This window comes from Flavobacterium sp. GW823-FHT06G12 (genome assembly GCF_058794775.1).
The window spans coordinates 263,731-288,141 of sequence record NZ_JBXAHE010000001.1; the positions used below are offsets into that span (position 1 = coordinate 263,731).

23 protein-coding genes are annotated in these 24,411 nt (G+C 31.2%); 10 read left to right on the forward strand and 13 right to left on the reverse strand.

Annotated features, from left to right (window positions below; genetic code table 11):
- Positions 1–79 precede the first annotated feature (79 nt).
- The 10 genes from AC1Q5Z_RS01060 to AC1Q5Z_RS01105 all read right to left on the reverse strand — a co-directional run bounded on the left by AC1Q5Z_RS01060 (position 80) and on the right by AC1Q5Z_RS01105 (position 9,977).
- Complete coding sequence (locus AC1Q5Z_RS01060) at positions 80–1,009, reverse strand: DUF2167 domain-containing protein (protein WP_492443427.1); 930 nt, start codon at positions 1,007–1,009, stop codon at positions 80–82.
- Positions 1,010–1,038: 29 nt separating this feature from the next.
- Positions 1,039–2,136, reverse strand: a complete 1,098-nt coding sequence (locus AC1Q5Z_RS01065; RefSeq protein WP_492443429.1) for a phosphoglyceromutase — start codon at positions 2,134–2,136, stop codon at positions 1,039–1,041.
- A gap of 190 nt (positions 2,137–2,326) precedes the next feature.
- On the reverse strand, positions 2,327–2,620 hold the full coding sequence (locus AC1Q5Z_RS01070) for a hypothetical protein (RefSeq protein WP_492443431.1): 294 nt from the start codon (positions 2,618–2,620) through the stop codon (positions 2,327–2,329).
- Positions 2,604–3,473, reverse strand: a complete 870-nt coding sequence (locus AC1Q5Z_RS01075) for a transglutaminase domain-containing protein (protein ID WP_492443433.1) — start codon at positions 3,471–3,473, stop codon at positions 2,604–2,606. The genes AC1Q5Z_RS01070 and AC1Q5Z_RS01075 overlap by 17 nt, the downstream gene beginning before the upstream one ends.
- A gap of 47 nt (positions 3,474–3,520) precedes the next feature.
- Positions 3,521–4,852 carry a DUF58 domain-containing protein gene (locus AC1Q5Z_RS01080; protein ID WP_492443435.1) on the reverse strand — a complete coding sequence of 444 codons (1,332 nt, stop codon included), beginning with the start codon at positions 4,850–4,852 and terminating at the stop codon, positions 3,521–3,523.
- A gap of 119 nt (positions 4,853–4,971) precedes the next feature.
- Positions 4,972–5,985: an AAA family ATPase gene (locus AC1Q5Z_RS01085; protein ID WP_198856872.1), complete on the reverse strand. Its 1,014-nt coding sequence runs from the start codon at positions 5,983–5,985 to the stop codon at positions 4,972–4,974.
- A gap of 97 nt (positions 5,986–6,082) precedes the next feature.
- Positions 6,083–7,285, reverse strand: a complete 1,203-nt coding sequence (locus AC1Q5Z_RS01090; RefSeq protein ID WP_492443437.1) for a DUF4350 domain-containing protein — start codon at positions 7,283–7,285, stop codon at positions 6,083–6,085.
- Complete coding sequence (locus AC1Q5Z_RS01095; protein WP_492443439.1) at positions 7,278–8,051, reverse strand: DUF4129 domain-containing protein; 774 nt, start codon at positions 8,049–8,051, stop codon at positions 7,278–7,280. The genes AC1Q5Z_RS01090 and AC1Q5Z_RS01095 overlap by 8 nt, the downstream gene beginning before the upstream one ends.
- Complete coding sequence (locus AC1Q5Z_RS01100; RefSeq protein ID WP_492443441.1) at positions 8,044–9,000, reverse strand: hypothetical protein; 957 nt, start codon at positions 8,998–9,000, stop codon at positions 8,044–8,046. Before AC1Q5Z_RS01100 ends, AC1Q5Z_RS01095 begins: the two co-directional genes overlap by 8 nt.
- Positions 9,000–9,977 carry a stage II sporulation protein M gene (locus tag AC1Q5Z_RS01105; protein ID WP_343588475.1) on the reverse strand — a complete coding sequence of 326 codons (978 nt, stop codon included), beginning with the start codon at positions 9,975–9,977 and terminating at the stop codon, positions 9,000–9,002. The genes AC1Q5Z_RS01100 and AC1Q5Z_RS01105 overlap by 1 nt, the downstream gene beginning before the upstream one ends.
- 20 nt (positions 9,978–9,997) lie before the next feature.
- Here AC1Q5Z_RS01105 and AC1Q5Z_RS01110 point away from each other — a divergent pair, with 20 nt between their 5' ends.
- The 6 genes from AC1Q5Z_RS01110 (at position 9,998) to AC1Q5Z_RS01135 (ending at position 15,770) form a co-directional block, all read left to right on the forward strand.
- Positions 9,998–10,741 (forward strand): RDD family protein, encoded by a 744-nt coding sequence (locus AC1Q5Z_RS01110; protein ID WP_343588474.1) that lies wholly within the window; start codon positions 9,998–10,000, stop codon positions 10,739–10,741.
- Positions 10,742–10,849: 108 nt separating this feature from the next.
- On the forward strand, positions 10,850–11,704 hold the full coding sequence (locus AC1Q5Z_RS01115) for a hypothetical protein (RefSeq protein WP_343588473.1): 855 nt from the start codon (positions 10,850–10,852) through the stop codon (positions 11,702–11,704).
- A gap of 86 nt (positions 11,705–11,790) precedes the next feature.
- Complete coding sequence (locus AC1Q5Z_RS01120) at positions 11,791–12,393, forward strand: trimeric intracellular cation channel family protein (RefSeq protein ID WP_198856879.1); 603 nt, start codon at positions 11,791–11,793, stop codon at positions 12,391–12,393.
- Positions 12,394–12,399: 6 nt separating this feature from the next.
- Entirely contained in the window at positions 12,400–13,377 is a 978-nt protein-coding gene (locus AC1Q5Z_RS01125; protein WP_343588472.1) for a GNAT family N-acetyltransferase, read from the forward strand.
- Positions 13,378–13,390: 13 nt separating this feature from the next.
- Positions 13,391–14,491: a DegT/DnrJ/EryC1/StrS family aminotransferase gene (locus AC1Q5Z_RS01130; protein ID WP_492443445.1), complete on the forward strand. Its 1,101-nt coding sequence runs from the start codon at positions 13,391–13,393 to the stop codon at positions 14,489–14,491.
- Between the two features lies 1 nt (position 14,492).
- On the forward strand, positions 14,493–15,770 hold the full coding sequence (locus tag AC1Q5Z_RS01135; protein WP_343588470.1) for an O-antigen translocase: 1,278 nt from the start codon (positions 14,493–14,495) through the stop codon (positions 15,768–15,770).
- A 39-nt stretch (positions 15,771–15,809) separates the two neighbouring features.
- Here the strand turns inward: AC1Q5Z_RS01135 and AC1Q5Z_RS01140 are convergent, their stop codons facing one another.
- Positions 15,810–16,949 carry a glycosyltransferase gene (locus tag AC1Q5Z_RS01140; protein ID WP_198856882.1) on the reverse strand — a complete coding sequence of 380 codons (1,140 nt, stop codon included), beginning with the start codon at positions 16,947–16,949 and terminating at the stop codon, positions 15,810–15,812.
- A 104-nt stretch (positions 16,950–17,053) separates the two neighbouring features.
- On the opposite strand from AC1Q5Z_RS01140, the gene AC1Q5Z_RS01145 reads away from it, so the two are divergent.
- The gene (locus tag AC1Q5Z_RS01145; RefSeq protein WP_198856883.1) at positions 17,054–17,461 is read left to right on the forward strand and encodes a sugar 3,4-ketoisomerase; all 408 of its coding nucleotides are present in this window, start codon (positions 17,054–17,056) and stop codon (positions 17,459–17,461) included.
- Positions 17,458–18,546, forward strand: coding sequence for a glycosyltransferase (locus AC1Q5Z_RS01150; protein WP_343588468.1), 1,089 nt, complete (start codon positions 17,458–17,460; stop codon positions 18,544–18,546). Before AC1Q5Z_RS01145 ends, AC1Q5Z_RS01150 begins: the two co-directional genes overlap by 4 nt.
- Here the strand turns inward: AC1Q5Z_RS01150 and AC1Q5Z_RS01155 are convergent.
- Positions 18,533–19,414: a glycosyltransferase family 2 protein gene (locus AC1Q5Z_RS01155; RefSeq protein WP_492443449.1), complete on the reverse strand. Its 882-nt coding sequence runs from the start codon at positions 19,412–19,414 to the stop codon at positions 18,533–18,535. The two genes, AC1Q5Z_RS01150 and AC1Q5Z_RS01155, sit on opposite strands and share 14 nt — an antisense overlap.
- A 92-nt stretch (positions 19,415–19,506) precedes the next feature.
- Between AC1Q5Z_RS01155 and AC1Q5Z_RS01160 the strand changes: the two genes are divergently transcribed.
- Positions 19,507–20,349: a class I SAM-dependent methyltransferase gene (locus AC1Q5Z_RS01160; RefSeq protein WP_492443451.1), complete on the forward strand. Its 843-nt coding sequence runs from the start codon at positions 19,507–19,509 to the stop codon at positions 20,347–20,349.
- Position 20,350: 1 nt separating this feature from the next.
- Here the strand turns inward: AC1Q5Z_RS01160 and AC1Q5Z_RS01165 are convergent, their stop codons facing one another.
- Entirely contained in the window at positions 20,351–21,034 is a 684-nt protein-coding gene (locus tag AC1Q5Z_RS01165; RefSeq protein WP_198857229.1) for a cell division ATP-binding protein FtsE, read from the reverse strand.
- A 330-nt stretch (positions 21,035–21,364) separates the two neighbouring features.
- Between AC1Q5Z_RS01165 and AC1Q5Z_RS01170 the strand changes: the two genes are divergently transcribed.
- Positions 21,365–24,379, forward strand: coding sequence for a tetratricopeptide repeat protein (locus AC1Q5Z_RS01170; protein ID WP_492443453.1), 3,015 nt, complete (start codon positions 21,365–21,367; stop codon positions 24,377–24,379).
- Positions 24,380–24,411 lie beyond the last annotated feature (32 nt).

Consider the following 24,411-nt stretch of genomic DNA (forward strand, 5'->3'; position numbering starts at 1 on the left):
ATTTTCAAGAATTTTTCCACACAGTAAAAAAGAAAAACAATTCGTGAAAATTGGTGAAATTCGTGGCAAATAAAAACCTTTATTCTTCAGTAGAATTGTTTTCTTCTAAAAGCGCTGTTTCTTCGGCAGGTTTGGTCACTATTTGGTTTTTGTCTCCAAATAGAAATTTCTTTACGGCTGCAAAAGCGGCTATAATTCCTATTACGATAAACTTTCCAAATTTTGCTAAAATAGCAAAGAAACCAACTTTTGCCAATACTTTTCCAGCAACTAATCCGCCAATTGTCCATGCGGCAACGGTATCGGTATCAGCATCAAAATCTAAGTATTTGTGGCCTTCGTTAAATTCTACGCTTTTAATGATTCCTGGAATACTCGCTTTGACCTCTTCTAACTGATCTATGCCAGCAACAGCAGAAATATTGTACATTCCTTTTCTTCCTAAAACTCTTAAATCGTAATTTAATGTGTGTTCTTTATCTTGACCAAACTGCAATTCTTTTGCCCAATGAAGTACTTTTAAATTATTATCATAAAATGGCGTAGAAGCCCATCCAATTAGTTGAACTTCAGAATATCCTGCTTTTTTTCTTTCTGCGTTTTCAGCCTTAACATCTTCTTTCATGGTTTTAAGAAGATCATCATAATCAATATCGCCAGCATCATTATCTTTTACATAACCATCTCCTTGATAGCTTATAACAAACATCCAGCTGTCTGAATGTGTAACACCTTTTCCGTCTGGAACAAGCGAACCCAGAATCGATTTATCTTCTGGATTTCCCCATAAATTACTTAAGATATTTTGGGTTTGTTCTCCATTTAAAAATTTAAATCCTTTTGGAACATTTAAAGTTCCTTCACCTTGGGTAAGTTTAATTTTTCCAGATTCGTAGTTAAAAGACTTTTCAATTTTGTCGTAATAAGCGTTGAGAGTATCAGGTTCGTGGGCGATCATTTTGGTAATTGAAATCGTCCATAATAAAAGAAATAAAACAGTTTTTTTCATTTGGGTTGGTTTTGGTTTAATGTTAATATTTATGGTTTTTGGTTACTTTGAAATAATTCTGAAATTTCTTTTTCAACAGGATGCGACGTTTTAAAATCGTAACCCATAATTTTTGCTAGAGTTTGAGCAAATTGTTTTTGATAAAATTGAGATTCGGTTTTGATTTCTCCTTTTGAAGCAATTTCTGGTCCCATTACAGCAAACCAAATTTCAGATGCTCCAGGAACATCGGCGCCATGATCTGTCCATTGTGCTTTTACTTTATCGCCGCGTCCGTGATCGACTGTTATAAATAAAGTTGTTTTGTTTTTGTATTGCGGATCATTTTGAACAAAATTCCAAATTTCCTGAATCCATTTGTCAACTTGATTTGCAGCATCTAAATACGAACGATATTGCGCATGATGTGCCCATTCGTCGGTTTCTCCGTAAGCAATGTAAAGTACTTTTGGCTTTTTAGTTTTCAACTCATCCATGGCTTGGTAATGTGTAAAAACATCAAGACATTCATCTTCATGAAAAGGTTTAAATGAATTATCACGCATTTCATTAAGCAATTTTTGAGATGCTGTTGGTTTGTTTCCTCCAACTTTATCAAAAGCAGAAATGACAGGAAAACCGCTTCTTTCTTCGTTTAAAATTCTGTCAAAAGCATCCCAAGCGCCAAAAGCGGCAACTTTTCCTTTTAGTTTAGACTGCTGATTTAGGAATTCCAAAACATTTACATTCGGATTGGCTTTATAGCCATTTGAATTGACTTTTAGATCAACATTTCCAGTCATGATTTCGCTATAACCTGGATAGCTAAACCAATACGGATTGGCAACATCAACTTTGTTTCCTAAATCTCTATTGCCATAAATTTGACCTTTAGTAGCAATTTCAGACCAGAAAAAAGGCATTAGTTTTTTGCGTGCTTCTTTGGTGTCAGAATCTGCAAACTTCTTATAAATATAAGCGCTGTCTCCTTGATTGAATTTTTTGTCATTGGCAATCGCAGGATCGATTCCTTTAAAAACTTCCTGCCACCTAAAACCATCTGTAGTAATTATGATGATATTTTCTGTTTTTTGAGCTTGAGTTTGAATGCTTAATAAAATGAACAGAATTAAGATCGCTTTTTTCATTTTCTATTAATTTGAAATTACATTAATTGCTTCAAAACTAATTAATTTAATTAATCAATTTTTACGGAATGACGTAACGTAACTATAAATTAATAAAAAATAAAAACGCTAATAGAGAGTATGATGTAGAAAAGGTTCCTAATGACCAATTTTACATTTTTCTAGAATATATCATTTTTATAAAATCCTTTTATTTTGTTGGTTTAGCCCAAAACAAATTTGGATTATTTGTCTTGTAATTGGTAGTTTTTACATTTGTTTTAGTATTAGTAAACTCTGCTTTTTGTGGAGTTTGTTCAATTCCATCTAGTGGCAGTAGTTCAACGTAGGCAATTTCTTTACCATTTTTGGCTGTTTCAGTATCATATTCGCTATAAACAGGAGATTTTAGTCTATATAGATTTTTAGCCATGTAAATTTCTAAATAGTTTTCTTTTGTTTGTGTTGCTTTATTATTCCAATTTGCTTCAGGATTTAAAATCAATGTTTTGCCTGTAATTAATCTTTTCTCTCACTTCTTGAATTCCAAGCAATTCTCCTTTCTCATTCATGACATAAGCATCAAAAGTAGGATCAATCCAAATCCATTTTTTAAATTCGTTGCTATACACCATGTTAATTACATGGCAATCATCAAAATCAGTTTCTTTTGGCATGCATGTAATGTATCTGGATTTTATGCCCAGAGCTAAATAACATTCATTAAGAATTGTTGCCATCATTCTGCAGTTAAGACCTCGATTTTCGGTTTTGCATATTTTTATTAAATCAATTGCATTTTTTAACTCTGGATTATAGCTGGCACCATCATGTCTAATTGTTTTATGTACCCAATGAAGTAAATTAAGAATTTGAGAAGTTTCACTTCCAGTTCCCACAATTGAATCTAGTTTTAGATCTTTTCTAATTTTCACTAGATTTGGATTTTCCATTGGTTGATAATTGAATTCGGGAATAAATCTATTATCAGAGTAATTATACTTACCTGCTTTTTTTAGTATTTCTAAACGAGATGTAGTGGCTTTATATTTGATCTGTGTGTAAGCTTTTACAGAGTCATTAAGTAAAATCACAAAATCAAATTGAGTATTTTTTTTAATTTTTATTGAAATAGAATCTTTATCAGTAATAAAAGTGACTTTTTTCCCTAAAGATGATGTTTCATATACATCTGGATTTATTTCGGGAGAAATGTTCCAAGATTGTTTTTTGTATGTATTGCCATCTCTAATATCAAGTTTTTTTGATAGTGCTTTTATTGTTGGAATATTTTTTTGACTTGTAGCCAGTTGTGCAAAAAAGGCGAAAAATATAAAAAGACTGATTTTTAATTTCATTATTTGATTTAAAAAATTGAGATGAAACGAACTAGGTACTAAATTAACTATAAAATCCCTCTAGACTTAATTTCTAGATATTTGTTAATGGCATCTAAAGTCAGATTTTCGGGCTGTGTTAAGACAGAATGTATTCCGTATTTCTTTAATTCGTTTACAATTAGTCGTTTTTCGAACATGAATTTCTCAGCAATAACTTTGTCGTAAACTTCTTGAATGGTAGTTGTTTTTTTGTTGATAATGCTGTTTAATTCGGTATTGCTAAAGAAAACAACGACCAACAAATGGTTTTTTGCAATTCCTTTTAAATAAGGTAATTGACGATTTAAACCATCCATAGTTTCAAAATTGGTATACAGAATAATCAAACTTCTCTGGTTGATGTTCTTTTTAATATCAACATACAATCTGCTATAATCGCTTTCAAAAAAATCTGTTTTTACATTATATAAAGCTTCTAAGATTTTTTGCATCTGCGAACCTCTTCTTTCTGCAAAAACTCTGTTTTCTACTTTTTTAGAAAAAGAAAAAAGACCTGCTTTATCTTGTTTTTTCAAAATCACATTAGATAAAACCAAAGCCGAATTAATGGCGTAATCCAGCAAACTTAATCCATCAAAAGGCATTTGCATTACGCGCCCTTTGTCGATTGCCATATAAACCGACTGTGATTTTTCGTCCTGAAACTGATTGACCATCAAAGAGTTTCTTTTTGCAGTCGCTTTCCAATTCAGCGTTCTCAAATCATCGCCTTGAACATATTCTTTTATCTGCTCAAATTCCATTGTGTGACCAATTCGGCGTATTTTTTTGATTCCGTATTGAAATAAATTGTTTGAAAAAGCAATCAAATCATATTTTCTTAACTGAATAAAAGAAGGATATGTTGGAACCATTTGATCATTATCAAAAGAAAATCTTCTCGAAATAAGTCGTAACGGAGAAGAAACATAGATGTTTAGAGATCCAAAATGGTATTCTCCGCGTTCTGTTGGACGAAGATCGTAACCAATTTCTTTTTGTGAAGCTGCTTTTACTGTTTTTACGATTTTAAAATCGCGAACTTGAAATTGAAACGGAATCTCATCAATAATCTTAACCGAAATAGGAAAAGTATAATGATTTTTTAGATGTAGTTTTATTGGATTTAAATCTCCGTTTGATAACTTTTCTGGTGTAATTCTTTCTGCTTCTAGACCTGTTCGAGCAAAATACAAAAGCAAAATGTCAAGCACTAAAAAAGTAACTAAACCTAAAACAAGCAGCCAAACTGCATTGTACATATTCGGAAAAATAAAGGCACAGACAAACAATCCTATAATGCCTATAAGCACATAGAAAAAGAAATTATTCAGATATAGACTTTTTATGAATTTCAAGTTTTTCGTTTTTTTTTTAGTTCTTCCTTCAAGATTTTCAAACTTTGGAGGTGTAGATTACTTTGTGTGAAAAAAATAATGCCTACAAGGTTTTGAAAACCTCGCAGGATTGTATAAAATTACCTTGGAATTTCCACGGTTTCGATAATCTGTTTAATGATTTCTGAACTTGTAATTCCTTCCATTTCTCTTTCTGGTGCAACAATAACACGATGTTGTAAAACAGGAATTGCAGCTTCTTTAATATCTTCTGGAGTAACAAAATCGCGTCCGCGTATTGCAGCAAAACCTTTTGAAGCATTCAAAATGGCGATTGAAGCACGAGGAGAAGCGCCTAAATATAAAAAAGCATTTTCGCGCGTATTTACTACGATTCTGGCAATGTATTCTAATAAGTTTTGTTCTACTCTAATTTGTTTTACCAGACCTTGATATTCTTTGATTTCTTCAGCAGAAAGAATCGTTTGAATAGCATCTAATTTTCCATGATCTTGTAATGTATGTTCTCTTTGGATGATTAAAATCTCTTCATTCAATTTTGGATAATCAATTGTGATTTTAAAAAGAAAACGATCCAATTGTGCTTCAGGCAAACGATATGTTCCTTCTTGCTCCACTGGATTTTGTGTTGCAATAACCAAAAATGGAGCCTCTAATTGATAAGCAGTACCATCTATTGTAATTTGACGTTCTTCCATTACTTCAAAAAGCGCGGCTTGTGTTTTTGCAGGAGCACGGTTAATCTCATCAATCAAAATCAAATTGGAGAAAATGGGACCTTTTTTAAACTCAAATTCTGAATTCTTCAAATTAAAAATTGAGGTTCCTAAAATATCAGAAGGCATTAAATCTGGTGTAAACTGAATTCTGCTGAAACCAATATTTAAAGTTTTGGCCAATAATTTAGCTGAAATTGTTTTGGCAACTCCAGGAACACCTTCTAAAAGAACGTGACCGTTTGATAAAATAGCTACCAAAAGCTGATCAACCATTTTGTGTTGCCCTACAATTACCGTTTCAATCTCTTTCTTAATCGTATTTACATGATCTAAAAGAGGCGTTAAATTAATTCTTGTCTCAAAATTCACATTTTCATTTGTGATTTCTCCTGATGTTGTATTGATATCGTCCATAATTTGGTATGTTTTTTTTGCCACAGATTAAAAGGATTAACACAGATTATTTTTTATAAAATCATTTTAATCCTTTTAATCTGTGGCAAATATTTAGTTAATGTAAAATCTTTTCTATTGCTGTATTTATTTTGATGAGGTCTTCTTCTAGACTTCCGTGATAACTTTTGCGGTGATCATTAATTAATTGAACTAAGTCGCTAATATCTTTTTTGTCTTTTCCTGTTTTATAGTGCAATTTGTTTATAAAATCATCATCTAGTTTGCTGGTATCCAATAAATAATCTGTTCTTATTTTTTCTAAAAAGTAAATGATCTTTTTATCGATAATGTTGGTGTGATCTCCTTCCTGATAATATAAATTTCCAACTGTTTTGGTAAATTCAACCGTTAAATTTTGCAAAGGTTTTATGATTGGTACAATGCGCTGTTTTCTTTTTGCATTGAAGATCATAAAAATCAAAATTCCCAATAAACCTAAATACCAAGCCGATTTTAAAGCAGGCTGACTAAAGATATATCGCATTGGAGAACTTGAAATACGTTGGTCGTTAAAAATTTTATTGTGCCAAAAAATGTTTCCTTTTGGTATATAAGAAACCAAGTTTTCGGCATACTGATAATGATCTTTTTTAAGCAAATTATAATTGGTAAAAGCTACTGGCTGCGTGTGCAGATAGAGATGGCCGTTTTTATAAGGAACTTCAATAAAATTGATTTGTCTTTTATTTTTACGACTGGTTTGATATCCTAGAACTTTTGTATTTAAAGTGTCTATTTTTGAAAAATAATTACTTAATCCAGTGCCTAAAGTATATTTTTTTAAACTTACTTTTTTATTTGCCATCCAAGCTGTAATGCTGTCATTTGGTAAAAAATCGGTGTTTAATTCAATTTTTAAAGAATCCAGCAATACTTTAGGGAATACCTTCATACTTAAAAAAGCATTATTGCCGTGAGAGACAAAATATAAAATCTCTTTCATCGATGAATCATCAATGTTGTTTACCTCAGAAATATTGATAAAAGTTCCTTTAATTTTATAGGTTTCTATATTCTCTCTTGAATCATATTGAGAATCCAGATATTCGTAAGGAGTCTGCGTTGAAATTCGTTCTACTTTCTGATTAAAGAGACGATCTGCTTCGTGATCAAAAATGTATAATCCAAATGGAATTTTATCATCAACAGAATACGTAGGAGTCCAGTCAATAGGTTTTGGCTGTCCTTTGTCTACTAATAATGTTATTCCGAAAATTAAAACCAGAACAGCAATGTATATTTTTACTTTATTATCCATTACCAAAAGTTTTTAATGCTTTTTTAAATCTGTTTTCAGTCTTTCTGAATGTTGCATCATCAATTTCAAATTCGCCGTACCAAATATAATTGTACAGGTATGAAAGATAGGTAAACTCTTCTTTATGAGTAGGATTGTGCAATTCGTACAAATAATCGGAGTTTGTTTTTTCGATGTCCCATTCAATATAATGATGTTGTGCCATTACTTTTAAAAGCCATAAATAATAATATCGAACCGCGATTCTTCTTTCGCCGGTTTCGATACTTTCTTTAATAAGTTTTTCAAAATCTAAAAGGTGAATATTTTTCTCGGCATCAGAATAAAATAAGGTGCCTTTATTGGCATTTTTTCCAAAAATCCATCTTCCTTCTTTTTTGATTAAAGCTTTTGCAATAAAATAAATTAAAACAACAACGACCAAAACCGCAATTATTCTAAATAAAAAAGAAATAAAGTCGAAAGACGTTTTTACACTGCTGAAATTGAATAAATTAAAAATCTGTCTAGCCAGCCAATTCTTAAAATTATCCCACCAGTTTTTTTCGGGAGCTTTGTATTCATAGACAAATTCTTTGTCGGTATATTTTGTCTTGAAATCCTTTTCAAAATGTTTAGCTTCTACCGTTCCAGAATCTACTTGAATGTCTTTTTCAGTATATTTAACGGTAGTAATTTTTGGAGGATCTTCTTTAACCAAAGTATCTTGAGCATTTGCTATGCTCAAGCAGGAAATAAAATATAAAATAATTAAAAATCTATTCATTGGTATGATCTCCGATTAAATCAATTGATTTGGATTCCTGTCTATTTCCTGACTCTAAACTATAATAAATCATTCCTTGATTAATTACAATTACATTATTAAAAATATTGCCTAATATAATAAGCGAAAGTACAATAACCGTAATAAAACCTATTAAAAGAGGTGAAGGTTCTAGTGATTTTGGACCATTTGAATCAGAGTTTCCTATAAAGTAGGCAATCGAGATAAATATGCCCACAAAATAAAAAAACATTGTTATGGCAGCCTGAATAAACTGCATGATGATCATCATAATAAATGTTGTTCCAATTGTATTCCAAAAATCTTCTTTTGTTAGGTAATAGGCATGTTGTAACGATTCAAAAAAACGTTTTCCATCTGTTAGATAACTATAAAACCAAAGATTGAAAAAAGTAAAAAACGTTGGAATTGCAACCAGAATTAATGGAATTCCGATAATTATAAAGCATAGAAAAAACATGATTATTAATGCAATTAATAAAACCGGAAAAACAATAATCAAGGCTCCTATGCTAAATTTTACTAGTTTAGAGAAAACCTTAAAAAAACTAGACAATACAGCATTTAGATCAAAGTCCTTTTTGCCATTTTCTAGCATTTTTAAATACAGAACAGGGTAAGCATAGTTGAACAAGGAGAAAATCAAAAATAGAACAATGCAGATTAATACTAAAGTTAATGTAAGTCCTTCGTTATTATCGAAATAACCTATAAGGTCGCTCTTTAACTGATTGTTTTCTAAACCAGAATTTTTTATAGCATCAAAATTAACTTTAATTAAAGTGTAAATTATAATTGCCAATAGAAGTAAAAAAGCTCCATTTACGATAAAAAAGATCTTAAAAAAGTTTTTTCCGAAGTCTTTGAAAAAAGTAAAAGTGTCACCTAGATTATCGCCTAATTGTCTTTTTTTATAAAGCTCAAACATTATAAATTAATTGATTTTGAAGTTAATTTTTTATGTACAATAAAAGGATATACCAAGTAATAAAACGAAATTATTGCAAGCGTAAATAAGATTATAAAACTGCTTAACCAATTGGGCATATCGATTGAATATCGTGTAATAAAACCTTCTAAAAATCCTGCACTAATTGTGAAGGGAAAAGTGCTTAAGAATATCTTGAAGCTGTTCTTAAAGCCAATTTTAAAAGAATTTAATCTTGAGAACGTTTTAGGAAATAGGATAGAAGCGCCAAGAATGAATCCAGCAGTTGTTTCGATTACAATTGCAAAAATTTCCATAGAACCATGAATCCAGATTCCTCGCACGCTTTTCCAGAAAACACCTTGTTCGTAGAAGAAATATTGGAAAGAGCCCAACATAATACAGTTTTGAAGAAAAACATTGAAAGTTCCGATTCCGGCAAAAATACCGTAGAAATAACATTTTGCGCCTACAAAGAGGTTATTTGCAGTAATGCCGATAAAACTTCCCCAATTGCTTCCCGAACCATATACGGCCATCGGATTGCCTTTTTTAATATTTTCTAAAGTCATATTTACGTATTCGTCGCCTAAAATTAGCCGAACAAAATCACGATCGTAACGAGCAGAAAGAACACCAATTGAAACAGTAACGAAAAACAAAATAAATGCGTAAGCCAAATATCTTCTGTACTCGTAAACTAATAACGGAACTTCAATTTTAAAGAAATCTACAACCCGATTCTGGTCTGTGCGTTTTGTTTTGTAAATCTTTTGATAAATCTGAGAAGCAAGATGATTAAGGTAAACAACCGTTTTACTTTTAGGATAATACGTTTGAGCATACGACAAATCATTCATCATTTGAATGTACAAATTAGCTAATTCATCAGGATTTTTTTTAGCTTTACCAAAAATTGCCAGCTCAAACTCGAGCCATTTTTCTCTGTTTTGTTTTATAAAGGCGATTTCTCTCATTGTAGGCTAAAATATGAAATATGTCAGAATTATCTATTAATACGACACAAAATGTCAAAATAAATTTTATCGCAGCTTCTGTAGGCGAAAGACTAGGTGCTTTTTTTATCGATTTGTTTATTGTAATCTGCTATATAACAGTTCTTTCTATAGTTCTTTTTGATTGGCTGCAGCTAGATCGATTGATGGTAAATTTGGATGGCTGGTCACGCGGCGCTATTTTTTTAATATTATATTCTCCGGTCATAATTTACTCATTGGTTTTAGAAAGTGTTTTTGAAGGACAGTCACTTGGCAAAAAAATACTGAAAATTAAAGTCGTAAAAATTGATGGCTATCAAGCAGGTTTTGGAGATTATTTAATTAGATGGTTTTTTAGAGTAATTGACTTTTTTACTTTTTTCGGACTTCCTGGACTCATTTCGGTTATTACCAGTCAGAAATCTCAAAGATTGGGAGACATGGCAGCAGGAACAGCAGTAATTACTTTGAAGAATAAAATTAATATAAGCCATACCATTTTAGAAGAAATCGGTGAGGCTTATGTACCTACATATCCTTTGGTGATTAAGCTTTCAGACAATGATATGCGTATTATTAAAGAAACTTATCAAAAAGCTGCAGCTAAAAACGATCATGAGGTTATTTACAAATTGGTATCTAAAATCGAAAGCGTGACTGGAATTAAAAATCAATCTGGAAATAATAGTGATTTTATTCGTGTGATTTTAAAAGATTATAATTTTTACACACAAAATATGTAGTTTTTTTTCTTTGAATAATTAATGGGGTTTTCTGAGTTTTAATGATAATTTTTTAAAATTTCTTCGTAAATTTATATATAGATAATTAATTCATAAATTTCCAAACAAATGAAAATTACAAAGCCTTTTCTCGTATTGTTAATGCTATTATCTGCTTGTGTAAGTTTTGCCCAAAGTGGAAAAAAATTAGATAAAATTATAAAAAGAGATTATCAGATAATAGAATGTACGATTTCTAAAATGTCTGATAAAACCGTAGAATATTCGCTTCCAGGCGAGACAATCCAGATTTCATTAGACGTTTCACAAATTGCCAAAATTGATTTTGCAAGCGGAAGATCTCAAACTTTTGACGTTTCTTCAAACGCAAATAATACCGCTCAAAGTGCATCATCTCAAAACATAGCAATTGCAGATAAACAGCACAATACAATTGCCGTATTGCCAGTTCCTTACATAAATGCAGACAATCAGCAAGGTTCTGAAGATATGGCAAAATTTGCACAAAACGATTTGTACAACAAGCTGTTAGATAAATCATCAAATATTTTTCCGTTAACAGTTCAAGATTTAAGAACAACAAACAGTTTATTGCACAAAGCTGGTATTGACCACAATAATATTGATGAAACACCAATAGAAGATCTTGAAAAAATACTTGGAGTTGATAATATTGTTGCTGCAAAAGTTTCTTATACAATTGGAACAGGAACTACCGCTACGACTTACAACAGCGGAAATGCAAAAGTGAGCAATAACAATAAAAAAGTAACAACAAACGATATTTCTACAACAACAGCAAATGACCAAAAGTATTATTACTATACGGTTTATTTTGACATGTACAGAAATACAGATAAAATCTATTCTCAAACCCGTAAACCTTTGTTGGCGGTAAAAGATGGATGGATGGATTCTATTTCCTATTTATTGAAAAGAAGTCCGATTTACGTAAAAAAATGATAAATGTTTTTAGGAGTTACATTTGCTAAGATTATTCCTTACAACTTTGTAACTTTGACGCTTTGCATCTTTGTAACTCAAAAAAAATGTTTCACTTACTTGATATTATTGGGACAATGGCATTTGCCATGTCTGGCGCCCTAACTGCAATGCATAAAAAATTAGATCCGTTTGGAGTTTTTATTATTGCATTTGTAACCGCGGTTGGAGGCGGAACGCTTCGTGATGTCTTAATTGGAAGAACTCCTGTTGGCTGGATGCGTGACATGCAATACGTATATGTGATCATTTTAGGATTTTTTCTAGCAATTCTTTTCAGAAAAAGCTTCGATAAACTTCGTACCTCATTGTTTCTTTTTGATACAATTGGGCTCGGAGTTTTTACTTTAATAGGACTTGAAAGAGGCCTTATAACAGGACTTCATCCTGCAATTTGTATTGCGTTAGGAACAATGACTGCCTGCTTTGGGGGTGTAATTCGTGATATTTTGTGTAACGAAATTCCAAACGTTTTTAGAGAAGAAATCTATGCAACGATCTGTATTTTTGGTGGACTTGTATTTTTTGGATTGCGAAAACTAAATCTCAATGACGATATCTTATATCTGGTTACCTCTCTTGTTATTATTGTGATTAGATTGTTGGCAGTAAAATACAAATGGCATTTAAAGGCATTTGATCATATGTAATTGAGTATGACGAAATTTACCATTAAAAAATACGATCAGAATGATTATTTAGTTTGGAACGATTTTGTCGCTCAGGCCAAAAATGCCACGTTTTTATTTCATCGCGATTTTATGGAATACCATAAAGATCGATTCGAAGATTTTTCGCTTTTAGTATTTGAAGATGAAAAATTGTATGCTATTCTTCCAGCCAATAAAAAAGGAAAAGCACTATATTCTCATCAAGGTTTAACTTATGGCGGACTTGTTTATAATGAGCAAACCAAACAAAAAGCAGTTATTGAAATGCTGAGAGATATTTTGTTTTTTCTGAATGAAAATAATTTTGATACATTACATCTTAAAACTCTTCCTTCAATTTATCAGCTAAAACCGGCTGAAGAAATTTTATACGGTTTGTTTTTGGCAGAAGCAAAGCTGGTTAGAAGAGACTCTCTTTCTGTAATTGATTTGCAGCAGGAGAAAACAATGTCGAAAATTAGAAAAAGAGGACTTAAAAAAGCAATTTCCAATAAATTGATTATTAAAGAAGATAATGATTTTGAATTGTTTTGGAGCAAAATTCTTATTCCGAATTTAGAAAAAACACATAATGCCGTACCAGTTCATTCAATTGAGGAAATAAATAAACTGAAATCGCTTTTTCCGGAAAACATTCATCAATTTAATGTTTACAAAAATGATGAGATTGTGGGCGGAACAACAATTTTTGAAACAAAAAATGTGGCACATTGCCAGTATATTTCAAAAAAACCAGACCAAGAAGATTTAGGAAGTTTAGATTATCTTTTTCATTATCTGATTCATGAACGTTTTTTTGAAAAACGCTTTTTTGATTTTGGAATTTCAAATGAAAATCAAGGGAAAAAACTAAACGAAGGACTAACTTATTGGAAGGAAAGTTTTGGCGCAAGTACAATTGTGCATGATTTTTATGAAGTTAACACCGCCAATTATACTAAACTAGAAGACATTCTTATTTAAAAACACAACATCAATGATATCTTTTCTTGATCTTAAAAAAATAAACGAACCTTATGAAACTGCTTTTCAAGAAAAACTGAAATCGGTTTTAGAAAATGGCTGGTATATTTTAGGGAAAGAAGTAGAAACATTTGAAAAGGCTTTTGCTGAATATTGCCAATCTAAATATTGTGTTGGAGTAGGAAACGGATTTGATGCTTTGGTTCTTATTTTTAAAGGTTATATCGAACTCAAGAAACTCAAAAAAGGAGACGAAGTTATTGTTCCTGCAAATACCTATATTGCAAGTATTTTAGCCATTTTGCAAGCAGATTTAGTTCCTGTTTTGGTTGAACCAAGATTAGATACTTATAATATAAATCCAGATTTGATCGCGGAGAAAATAACTCCAAAAACTAGAGCTATTTTGGCTGTTCATTTATACGGGCAAATAGCTGAAATGGAAAGAATAACGAAAATTGCAGAAAAGCATAATTTGGTTATTGTAGAAGATTGCGCACAATCGCACGGATCAATTGACAACCAATATTTAACAAATAATAATCTAAATTTGGCTTGCGCTTACAGTTTTTATCCAGGAAAAAACTTAGGATGTTTAGGCGATGGTGGAGCTATTACTACAAATAATGCAGCGCTGGCAAAAGTGCTTTTTTCGCTTCGAAATTATGGTTCGGAGAGAAAATATTATAATGATTATGTAGGTTTGAATTCACGATTAGATGAAATACAGGCTGGTTTTTTAAATCTGAAATTACCCAATTTAAATTCGGATAATGAGAAAAGAAGAACCATTGCAAAGCGATATCTTTCAGAAATTAAAAACGATAAGATAGTGCTTCCGTTCTGGGATTTTTCAGCCAATCATGTTTTTCACTTATTTGTCATTCGAACAGAAAATAGAGCACATTTGCAAGAATATCTAGCTCAACATACTATTCAAACCGTCATTCATTATCCAATTCCGCCACATAAGCAAAAAGCTTTTTCTGAGTTGAATAATCTTTCGTTTCCAATTACCGAGAAAATTCATAATGAAGTTCTGAGTCTGCCTATGAGTCCAGTTTTAACGCACGCTGAGGTTGATTTTATTGTAGAAACTCTAAATCGATACTAATTTGAATTTTTATAAAAAAATAGTTCAAACGGGTTTGTTTAAGGTTACTTCTTTGAACAGTTTGAGCGTTGCGCTGAAAATAGGAATCGGATTGATTACATCAAAAATATTGGCTGTTTTTGTAGGTCCAAACGGAATGGCGCTAGTTGGAAATCTTCGTAATTTTTTAACTTCTCTGGAGACCATTTCTGTTTTAGGTTTTCAAAACGGAATTGTAAAATATACAGCCGAAAACGAAAAGAGTAGGATAGAACTTCAAAAGATAATCACAACCGTTTTTATCACTCTATTGCTTATTGCGGGGCTTTTAAGCATTTTCTTATTTCTAACAGCTTCTTATTGGAATAATAAAATTTTTGGAGACAATCTAGAATATCTTATTGTTTTTAAAGTTTTGGCATTGGTTTTACCCGGATATGGACTTTCTGTTTTTTTTATAGCAATAATTAATGGCTTGGGTAAATTCAAAAAAGTAATCTCAATTAATATTGTCGGAAATATTATGGGTTTAATGGCCTCTCTTTTTCTGATTACGCAGTTTAAAACTATTGGAGCTTTAATGTCAATTGTAATTACTCCTGCATTATTATTTTTTGTCACTTTTTATCTGATTCAGAAAGAGATTCAGTTTTTTCAAATCATAAGATTTCATTTGTTCGATTTCCGAATTCTAAAAAACCTTTCTTCTTATTCCTTAATGGCTGTGGTTTCATCTGTTTTTGGACCTTTTGTATTTCTATCTATTCGAAATCATATTATTCATGATTTAGGAATAGAACAAGCAGGATATTGGGAAACTATGACAAGAATTTCTACTTATTATTTGATGTTTGCCAGTACAATTTTAAGTGTTTATTTTTTGCCGAAATTATCTAAAGCTCAAAATGGTTTAGAAACCAAAAACATTTTCTTGCAGTATTATAAATACATTTTACCTGTTTTTGTTTGTGGATTAACGGTGATTTATCTAACGAGATTTTTTATTATTCGACTGCTTTTTACAAAAGAATTTTTGCCTGTTACCGATTTGTTTTTCTGGCAGCTATTAGGAGATATTTTTAAAATTACTTCGCTTATTTTAGGTTATCAATTGTTTGCCAAAAAAAAGACTTCTGCATTCATTTTAAGCGAGTTGTTTTCGCTTGTAATATTGTACTTTTTTAGTTTGTACTTTATTCGAATTTATGGAATTGAAGGAGTTGTTATAGGGTATGCGTTGGATAATTTTATTTACTTTCTTGTATTGTTTTTCTACTTTAGATCTGTTTTTAAACAATGATTTTTAGGTTGCTCAAATTTATCTAAAGTTAAAATAGAGTTAGAAATTTTTCCAGACATCAAGATATTGCTGTGCAACTTTGATATAATCATGTTCCTTTTCAATAAACGCTCTTGCGCGTTTTCCTATTGCCGTAATCTCAGTCGGATTTTCTATAAGAAAAGATAGTTCGTCAACAAGATAATCAACATCAGGAAGAGCATTAATACACACTCTTTCGGATATTTTGTAATACTCCATAAATTCAGATTCAGCACCTGTAAACACTACTTTCCCTTTTGCCATTGCTTCGAGTGCATTATATCCTTGATCACAGGAATAAGCTTGATCTAATAAGATATGTGCTTTGTTATACAGTTCAATATAAACAGGATAAGGAATTGTATTTGCGATTATTATTTCGACTTTGTCAGAGTACTTTTTTTGAATTATATCTAAAGCTTTTTCAAAAAACAGAATGCCTTTTTGATGGTAACTCCATTTGCTTATTCCGAGAAAAATAATAATCTTTTCGGCTATAACAAGTTCTTCAGAAATTAGTTTTTTGGTATTGACAGGACAGGGAATAAATCCTGAGTATTTTGGATTTTTACTATTTGCCTCAACATAATCAAAATCAGTTGCAATGATTCCATTAAATTTTGCTTTAATAAAATCGTGTATTTTAGAATGGCTTTTGCTAAGATAAGCATAGAAAGCTTTAAATTCTTTGTCTTCTTTAGGATTCGTAAAATAAGGCTGAAGAATTGATTTTTTAGATGGATTTTCAATGTAATATGTGAGTGTAGAATAATCAATTCCAGTAGATAGCATGAAAGCTTTTTTGTTTGCAGAACAAAGCTTTTTCATAAGATAAAGCTCAAAACCTGAAGTCGTTTTTACAGAAGCTTCATTAATAAACTGAACTACATCAAAGTTTTGTAATTTGGGTAGAAAAAGAAAAAAACGAAATCCAGTTTCTAATCCAGCAAAATCAAATTTAAATAAGCGATAAATTATTTTTCGAGGAATAGTAAGAACCTTAAAATTAAGATACTTAGGTTCGTAATTATAATCAAGAGGATATTTTCTAAAGCCGTCTTTATTTCCAATTAAAACAACTTCATGACCAAGTTCAAGCAATCCTTCTTTTAAAGAATTATGCAAAAGACTGTATTCGCCAACAAGTAAAACCCTCATTAATGTTATATTTGATACGAAATTAAGAAATCAATAATTAATATTTGCGATCTAAAGGCATATATCATTAACAAGCATTTTGAGGAATGTTTTAAAATAGTAATATGGAAACGACAATTAATGATATTCAATACATAAAATTTCCGGTAGTAGAGGATGTTAGAGGTAATTTGGCTTTTATACAAAATGATATTTTACCTTTTGAGTTTAAGCGAATTTATTACCTTTTTGATATCCCGAGCAATGCTTTTCGAGGAGGCCATTCGCATATAGAACAGCATGAAATTTTAGTGGCGCTTAGTGGCAGTTTTTATGTTACATTGGATGATGGTTTTCAAAAAACTAAAATTTTACTAAATAAGCCGGATGTGGGATTGCATTTAGTCAATGGATTGTGGCGTGAACTTGAAGATTTTTCTTCTGGAGCTGTATGTCTTGTTTTAGCATCAGACGTTTTTGATGAAGATGATTACATAAGAGATTATGACAAATTTTTGATGTTTAAAAAATGAGATTATTATACATCACCCAAAGAATTAATGAAGAAGGAGGCGTTCAGCGCGTACTTTCTGTAAAAACAGATTATTTAATAAAAAAATGGAATTATCAAATTTCTATCATCACACAGAATGATGGGGATTCAGATGTGTTTTTCGAATTTAATAAAGCAATAAGTTTTTACGATATTTCATTAAAAAAAGGGAAACTTTTGAATTTGATTGAATATAAAAAACAACTTCAAAAATACATTAGCCTATTACAACCTCATTGCATAATCATCTCTGACTTTGCATTAAAATCATTTTCAATTCCATTATTTTTAAAAACAGACGTTCCTATTATATTTGAAGCTCATGGCTCAAGATTTAATGAATATAGAAAAACATTTTTTGGGAGATTTACGGGTAAATTAAAATATGAATATCGGAACTACTGTGCTTCTAAATTTTTATTTTTCGTTGCATTATCAAAAGAAAGTTTAGAAGAATGGTCTATTAAAAACGGAAGAGTAATTTCTAATCCGTTATGGTTTAAAATGATCCAAACTGCAGAATTGGAAGAAAAGAAAATTATAATGGTCGCCAGACATTCTTATGAAAAAGGAATTGACAGAATATTGAAAATGTGGCCATTGATAGTACAGAAATATCCAGAATGGAAATTGGAAATTTTTGGAAAATCAAATAAAACACTTCAGCTTGAAAAGCAGCAGAGTGATAAAAATATTACATTCTCTAATCCGGTGCATAATATTCAGGAAACCTATCAATCGGCTTCAATATTGGTAATGACTTCTCGAAATGAAGCGTTGCCAATGGTGTTAATTGAAGCTATGGCTATTGGTCTTCCTTGTGTGGCTTATGATTGCCCTGTAGGTCCAAAAGCCATTATTAGAAATAATGAGAATGGTTTTCTTATTGAAGAAGATGATGAAACGTCTTTCATTGAAAAATTAAGTTTATTAATCGAAGACGAAATGTTACGAAAAAAAATGGGAGTAAAAGCCCAAGAAAGTGTTCAAAAGTATGATATTGATATTATAATGCAACAATGGAAAAATTTCTTTGAAGAAATTGTAAAAACTAATTTAAAGTAGAATAGTATCCAAGACGATAAATATCAAAAAGAAAAAGCGAAGGCTTTTTACTTAATAATTGTTTTTCCAATAAAGGTCTAAAAATCTTAAAACCGACAGCGATTAAAGCCGTAAGATGATATTTTTTAATGATCTGAAAATAATCAGACAGTTTGACGTAATCTGGTGAAATTAAATTCGAATCGACTAAATTTTTTAAACCTAAGATAGCTTCTTCAGATTTTCTCAAAAATGTTTTGCTGTCTTCTAAACCAAGATGAAAAACCGGATTATCAATATGAATAACCTTAATTTGATTTTGTTTTAGATCAAAAGAGAACAAGGTGTCTTCGTGTCTCAGATTTGGAATTTCTTCGTTAAATCTTACTTTAGAAAAAATGCTTTTTTTAATGAGAAAGTTTAAAGTCAAGAAAGAAAGATACGGATTTTTTATGCGTTCAGAAACTGGTAGAGCTTCTCTTTCTTTTCCGTAAAACCATCTTAAAAGTTCACTTTTTAAAGGTTTAGAACTTTCATATAAAATTCCTCCGTAGACTATTTTTTCTTCATTATCGATATAAGAAATGTAGTTTGAAATAAAATCTTTTCCTATTGGCATCGTATCGGCATCCAGAAAAAGTAAATTTTCGTAAAAGGCTTTTTTAGCTAATAAATTTCGAATAGCACTTCTCCCAATATTTTTCTCTAAAACAACAAAAGAGCAATTTTGAAATTGATCAATTTTTTGATTTTCAATTGTAAAAAGACTTGAGGCATCGTCAAAGCAAAGAATTTCAAAAATAATTCCACAAGAAGTGCATTGCTTTACAAGTTCACTTACAAGCGGTAAAACATTACAATTGTAAATTGGAATTAAAATGGAAAGCATTAATAACCTTTTTAAAATATATTTGTAAAGGAAATGCTTTTTATTTTACTATTCTATTAAGTTGATTAAATTTTAAAAAAGATAAATTTAAAATGAATTTAAGGTCGCTTTATTATTCTATTTCACCAAATTCAAGATTACTTGTTCGTAAAATTTATTACGCTCCAACAGATTTTTGGGATATAGTAAAGGGCAAAAAAAATAAATATGTTCCTAAAAAAGGAGATATTTTTATAGGTTCAGGTGATTTTATTTTGCAAGGAAAACACCATTTGCAGCTTTTAAAAGAATATGTTTCGTTAAAGCCTGACGATACAGTGCTTGATGTAGGTTGTGGAATTGGTCGTGCTGCAGTTGCATTGACGCAATATTTGTCAAAAGAGGGAAGTTATGAGGGTTTTGACGTTGTAAAAAAAGGAATTGACTGGTGCCAAAATCAGATCACCACAGATTTTCCAAACTTCACATTTAAGCATGTTTCGTTGAATAATGATTTGTACTCTTTAACAGATCAAAAAGCAGAAGATTTCATATTTCCTTATGAAGACAATTCTTTTGACAGCGTTTTCTTGTTTTCAGTTTTTACACACATGCAACCAAAGGAAGTCCAAAATTATCTAAATGAAATTTACCGAGTTTTGAAACCAGGAGGCAGATGTCTATCTACTTTTTTTCTCTACAATGATGAAAATGAAAACTATATTTCGAATGTAAATAAAAGTTTTTGTTTTTCTTATGGAAGAGAAGGATATAGGCTTATGAGTGAAAAAGTTCCATCAGCGAATATTGCTTTTAAAGAAGAATTTCTTGCTCAAATGCTTAAAAATAGCAGTCTAAAATTAGAAAATAAGATATACGGAACATGGGCAGGCCAATCACAGAAAGGTTTGCACGATTTTCAGGATATCCTGATTTTTGAAAAAAGTAGAGTTTAGATTATACGCTTCTTTGCACCACTTCGAAGATTCTTTCATCTTCGCATTTTAAGGTTTTAGATGGAAATTTCATCAATAAAGCATAATCATGAGTCGCCATAATCACAGTTTTACCTGCGGCATTGATCGCTTTTAAAACTTCTAAAACTTCAGAACTAGTTTGAGGATCAAGATTTCCTGTTGGCTCATCGGCTAAAATAAATTCTGGATCATTAAGAAGCGCTCTTGCAATTGCAACACGCTGCTGCTCTCCTCCAGAAAGCTGATGGGGCATTTTGTTCATAAAGTCTTTCATGCCTACTTTATCCAAAACTTCATCAATTTTGTGTTGCATAGCTTCTTTTTCAGTCCATCCTGTAGCTCTCAAAACAAAAAGCATGTTGTCTTTAATAGAACGGTCTGGAAGCAGTTTGAAGTCTTGGAATACAATACCAATTTTACGTCTTAAATAAGGAATGTCGTTTTCTTTTAAAGTAGCCAAATCAAATTCAACAATATGTCCTTCACCTTCAATTAACGGTAGATCAGCATACAAAGTTTTAAGAAAACTACTTTTTCCAGAACCGGTTTTCCCGATAATGTAGATGAACTCACCATGATTAACATCTAAGTTAATGTGAGATATAATTTTTCTTCCTTCTTGATATATAGTGACTTCTTTAAGAGATAGTACGGTTTGTGACATAATAAAATTGGTTTGAATGGTAAAAGTAATAAGATAACGCTTGTATTCAAAATAATTTTGAATCATTTCTTAGGAAAAAGTTTAAAAACCAAACTGTATAATCAATATAAGTTCATTTGATAAATAGCAGGAAAGTTTTCTTACGCTTAAAATATCCAATGGCATTTAGTGGGTTTTTATTATTTGTTTTAGAAAGTTTGAGAACCAATAATTTGAAGTTTTTTAAAGCGTAAAATAGCAACAGTTTCGTAATTTGTTCATAATAAAACCTCAAAACGTTTCGTTATAACCCGTATAAAATGATACATTTGAATACTAAATATTACTAAAATGCGTAAACTTTCCAGGTTCTTTTTATTCCAAATTTTCCTTGCCTCGTCTATAGCTTCGGCACAAAAATCGGCTATTTATACGTACGAATTAAAGGATTTTGACAAAGCACTGGCTTTATATAACGACAAACAATATGCTTCGGCACAATTGATTTTTGAAAAAGTAAAAAACAATACTACAAATGAAGAAGTACAGTCTGACTGTGCTTTCTATATTGCTAATTCTGCCATTAGAACCAATAAAGCAAATGCCGATGCTTTGGTAGAGCAATTTGTAAATGATTATCCGACTAGTACCAAACAGAATCAGGCTTATATTGAGGCTGCACAATATTTCTTCGAACAAGGAAATTATCCAAAAGCTTTGCAGTGGTTTGATAAAGTTGACGAAAGCTACATGAGTAAAACAGAATCGGATAAGTTTAACTTCATGAAAGGGTATAGCTATTTTAATGCTAAAAAGAAAAAAGAAGCAACGAACTATTTTAATAAAGTGGTAAATTCTAAAGAATATGGTTCTCAAGCCAAATATTATTTAGGATTTATGGCATATGAAGGCGACGATTATAAAGAAGCTACAAAATATTTTGATGAGGTTTCAGGCGAAGAAAAGTATAAAGAGAAGTTGTCATACTACCAAGCTGATATGAATTTCAAACTTGGAAATTTCCAAAAAGCCATTGATTTAGGATTGGTAGCCATGAACAAATCGAACGATATTGAAAAATCGGAACTGAATAAAATTATTGGAGAAAGTTATTTCAACTTGAAGCAATACGGAAAAGCAATTCCGTATTTAGAACAATATGCGGGTAAAAAAGGAAAATGGAACAATACCGATTTCTACCAATTAGGTTATGCGTATTATGAGCAGAAAGAGTATGAAAAAGCCATTTCTCAATTCAATAAAATTATTGAAGGAAAAGATTTTGTGGCTCAAAATGCTTACTATCATTTAGGATTAAGTTATTTAAATACAGGTAAAAAGCAAGAAGCTTTAAACGCCTTTAAAAATGCTTCCGAAATGGATTTTAATGCTCAAATTCAAGAAGATGCGGCTTTAAATTATGCTAAATTGAGTTATGATATCGGAAACGCTTATCAGGCTGTTCCTGGTATTTTATTAGATTTCCTTAAAAAATATCCAAACAATTCAAGTCGTTCAGAAGTAGAAAAACTATTGGTTGATTCTTATATTTCTTCTAAAAACTACAAAGAAGCTTTGACTTTATTAGAAAAAAATAGAAGTGCAGAAAATAAAGCAGCATACCAAAAAGTGCTTTTTTACCGCGGATTAGAATTGTACAACGAAAATAATTACCAAGAAGCGGGTAAAATGTTCAAAAGTGCTATCAGCGAACAAAAAACTCCTGAGTTTACAGCGCGTGCCACTTTCTGGAAAGCAGAAACAGAATATCTAAATGATGATATGCAAAATGCTCTTCTAACGTATAAACAGTTTGCTGGAATGGCTGCCGCAAAATCTACAGACGAATATAAGAACATTAATTATAATATTGGCTACACCTATTTTAAACTGAAAGATTACGATCAGGCAGCAAACTCTTTTCAGGCTCAAATTGATAATTCGCCTTCAGACAAAGTTCGTTTAAACGATTCTTATTTACGTTTGGGAGATTGCCGTTTTGTAACTTCAAAATATAGCGCAGCAAACGAAGCTTACGCAAAAGCAATTGCTGCAAAAGGCGTAGACGCAGATTATGCTCAATTCCAAAAAGCACTTTCTTATGGATTTATGTCTAAAAATGATAAGAAAGTCGATGAGTTAAATAATTTCCTTCAGATGTACAAAAAGTCATCTTACCGTGACGATGCTTTGTTTGAATTAGGAAATACTTATGTTGCTGAAAAGAAAAACGATCAAGCAATTAAAACTTATGATCAATTGATTTCTGAATTTAATAACGGGTCTTTTACTTCAAAAGCAATTTTAAAACAAGGTTTGATTTATTATAATTCAGATCGTGATCAACAGGCTTTAACAAAATTTAAAAAAGTTGCAGCCGAATTCCCGAAAACCCCAGAAGCTTTAGAAGCAGTAGCGACGGCACGATTAATTTATGTAGACTCTGGAAAAGTAGATGAATATGCAACTTGGGTTCGTACATTAGATTTCGTAGCAGTTACAGATGCCGAATTGGATAATGATACTTACGATGCAGCTTTTAAACAATACAGTCAAAATAATTCGAAACAAGCAATTACTGGTTTCGTGGGTTACGTTTCTAAATTCCCGAACGGAATGCACGCGCTGGAAGCTAATTTCTATTTAGCTCAGCTTACTTATGCAGAGGGTTCTGAAACGAAATCTATTGCAAATTATCAGTTTGTAATTGATCAGCCTAGAAACGAGTTTACAGAGCAAGCTTTAAACAGATTGGCTCAGATTTATTTGAAAACCAAAGATTGTGATAAAGCAATTCCGGTTCTAACAAGATTAGAAAGTGAAGCCGATTACCCTCAGAATAAAACTTTTGCGCAAGCCAACTTAATGAAATGTTATTACGACAAAAAAGATTATGATCGTTCTGTAGTTGCAGCTGAAAAAGTATTAGAAAATCCGAAATCGGATGCAGGCGTAAAAGCAGATGCACAAATTATTGTAGCGCGTGCAGCAATGCAAACAGGAAATGAAGATAAAGCAAAAGCGGCTTATGCAAAACTTTCAGCTACTTCAAAAGGAGAATTAGCAGCAGAAGCTTTGTATTATGATGCGTATTTCAAAACAAAAGAGGGGAAATATGAAGCTTCAAATACGGCAGTTCAAAAACTGGCAAAAAGCTATTCTGCTTATAAATATTATGGAGCGAAAGGTTTGGTGTTAATGGCGAAAAATTTCTACGGATTGAAAGACAGCTATCAAGCAACTTATATTTTGGATAACGTAATTAACAACTTTACAGATTATCCAGATGTTGTGGAAGAAGCGAAAAAAGAATTAGCAGCAATTAAATCGGAAGAATCAAAAACAAATTCGTCGATTAATAGATAGTTTAAATAGTGAAAAGTGAAATGTTTTTTGTG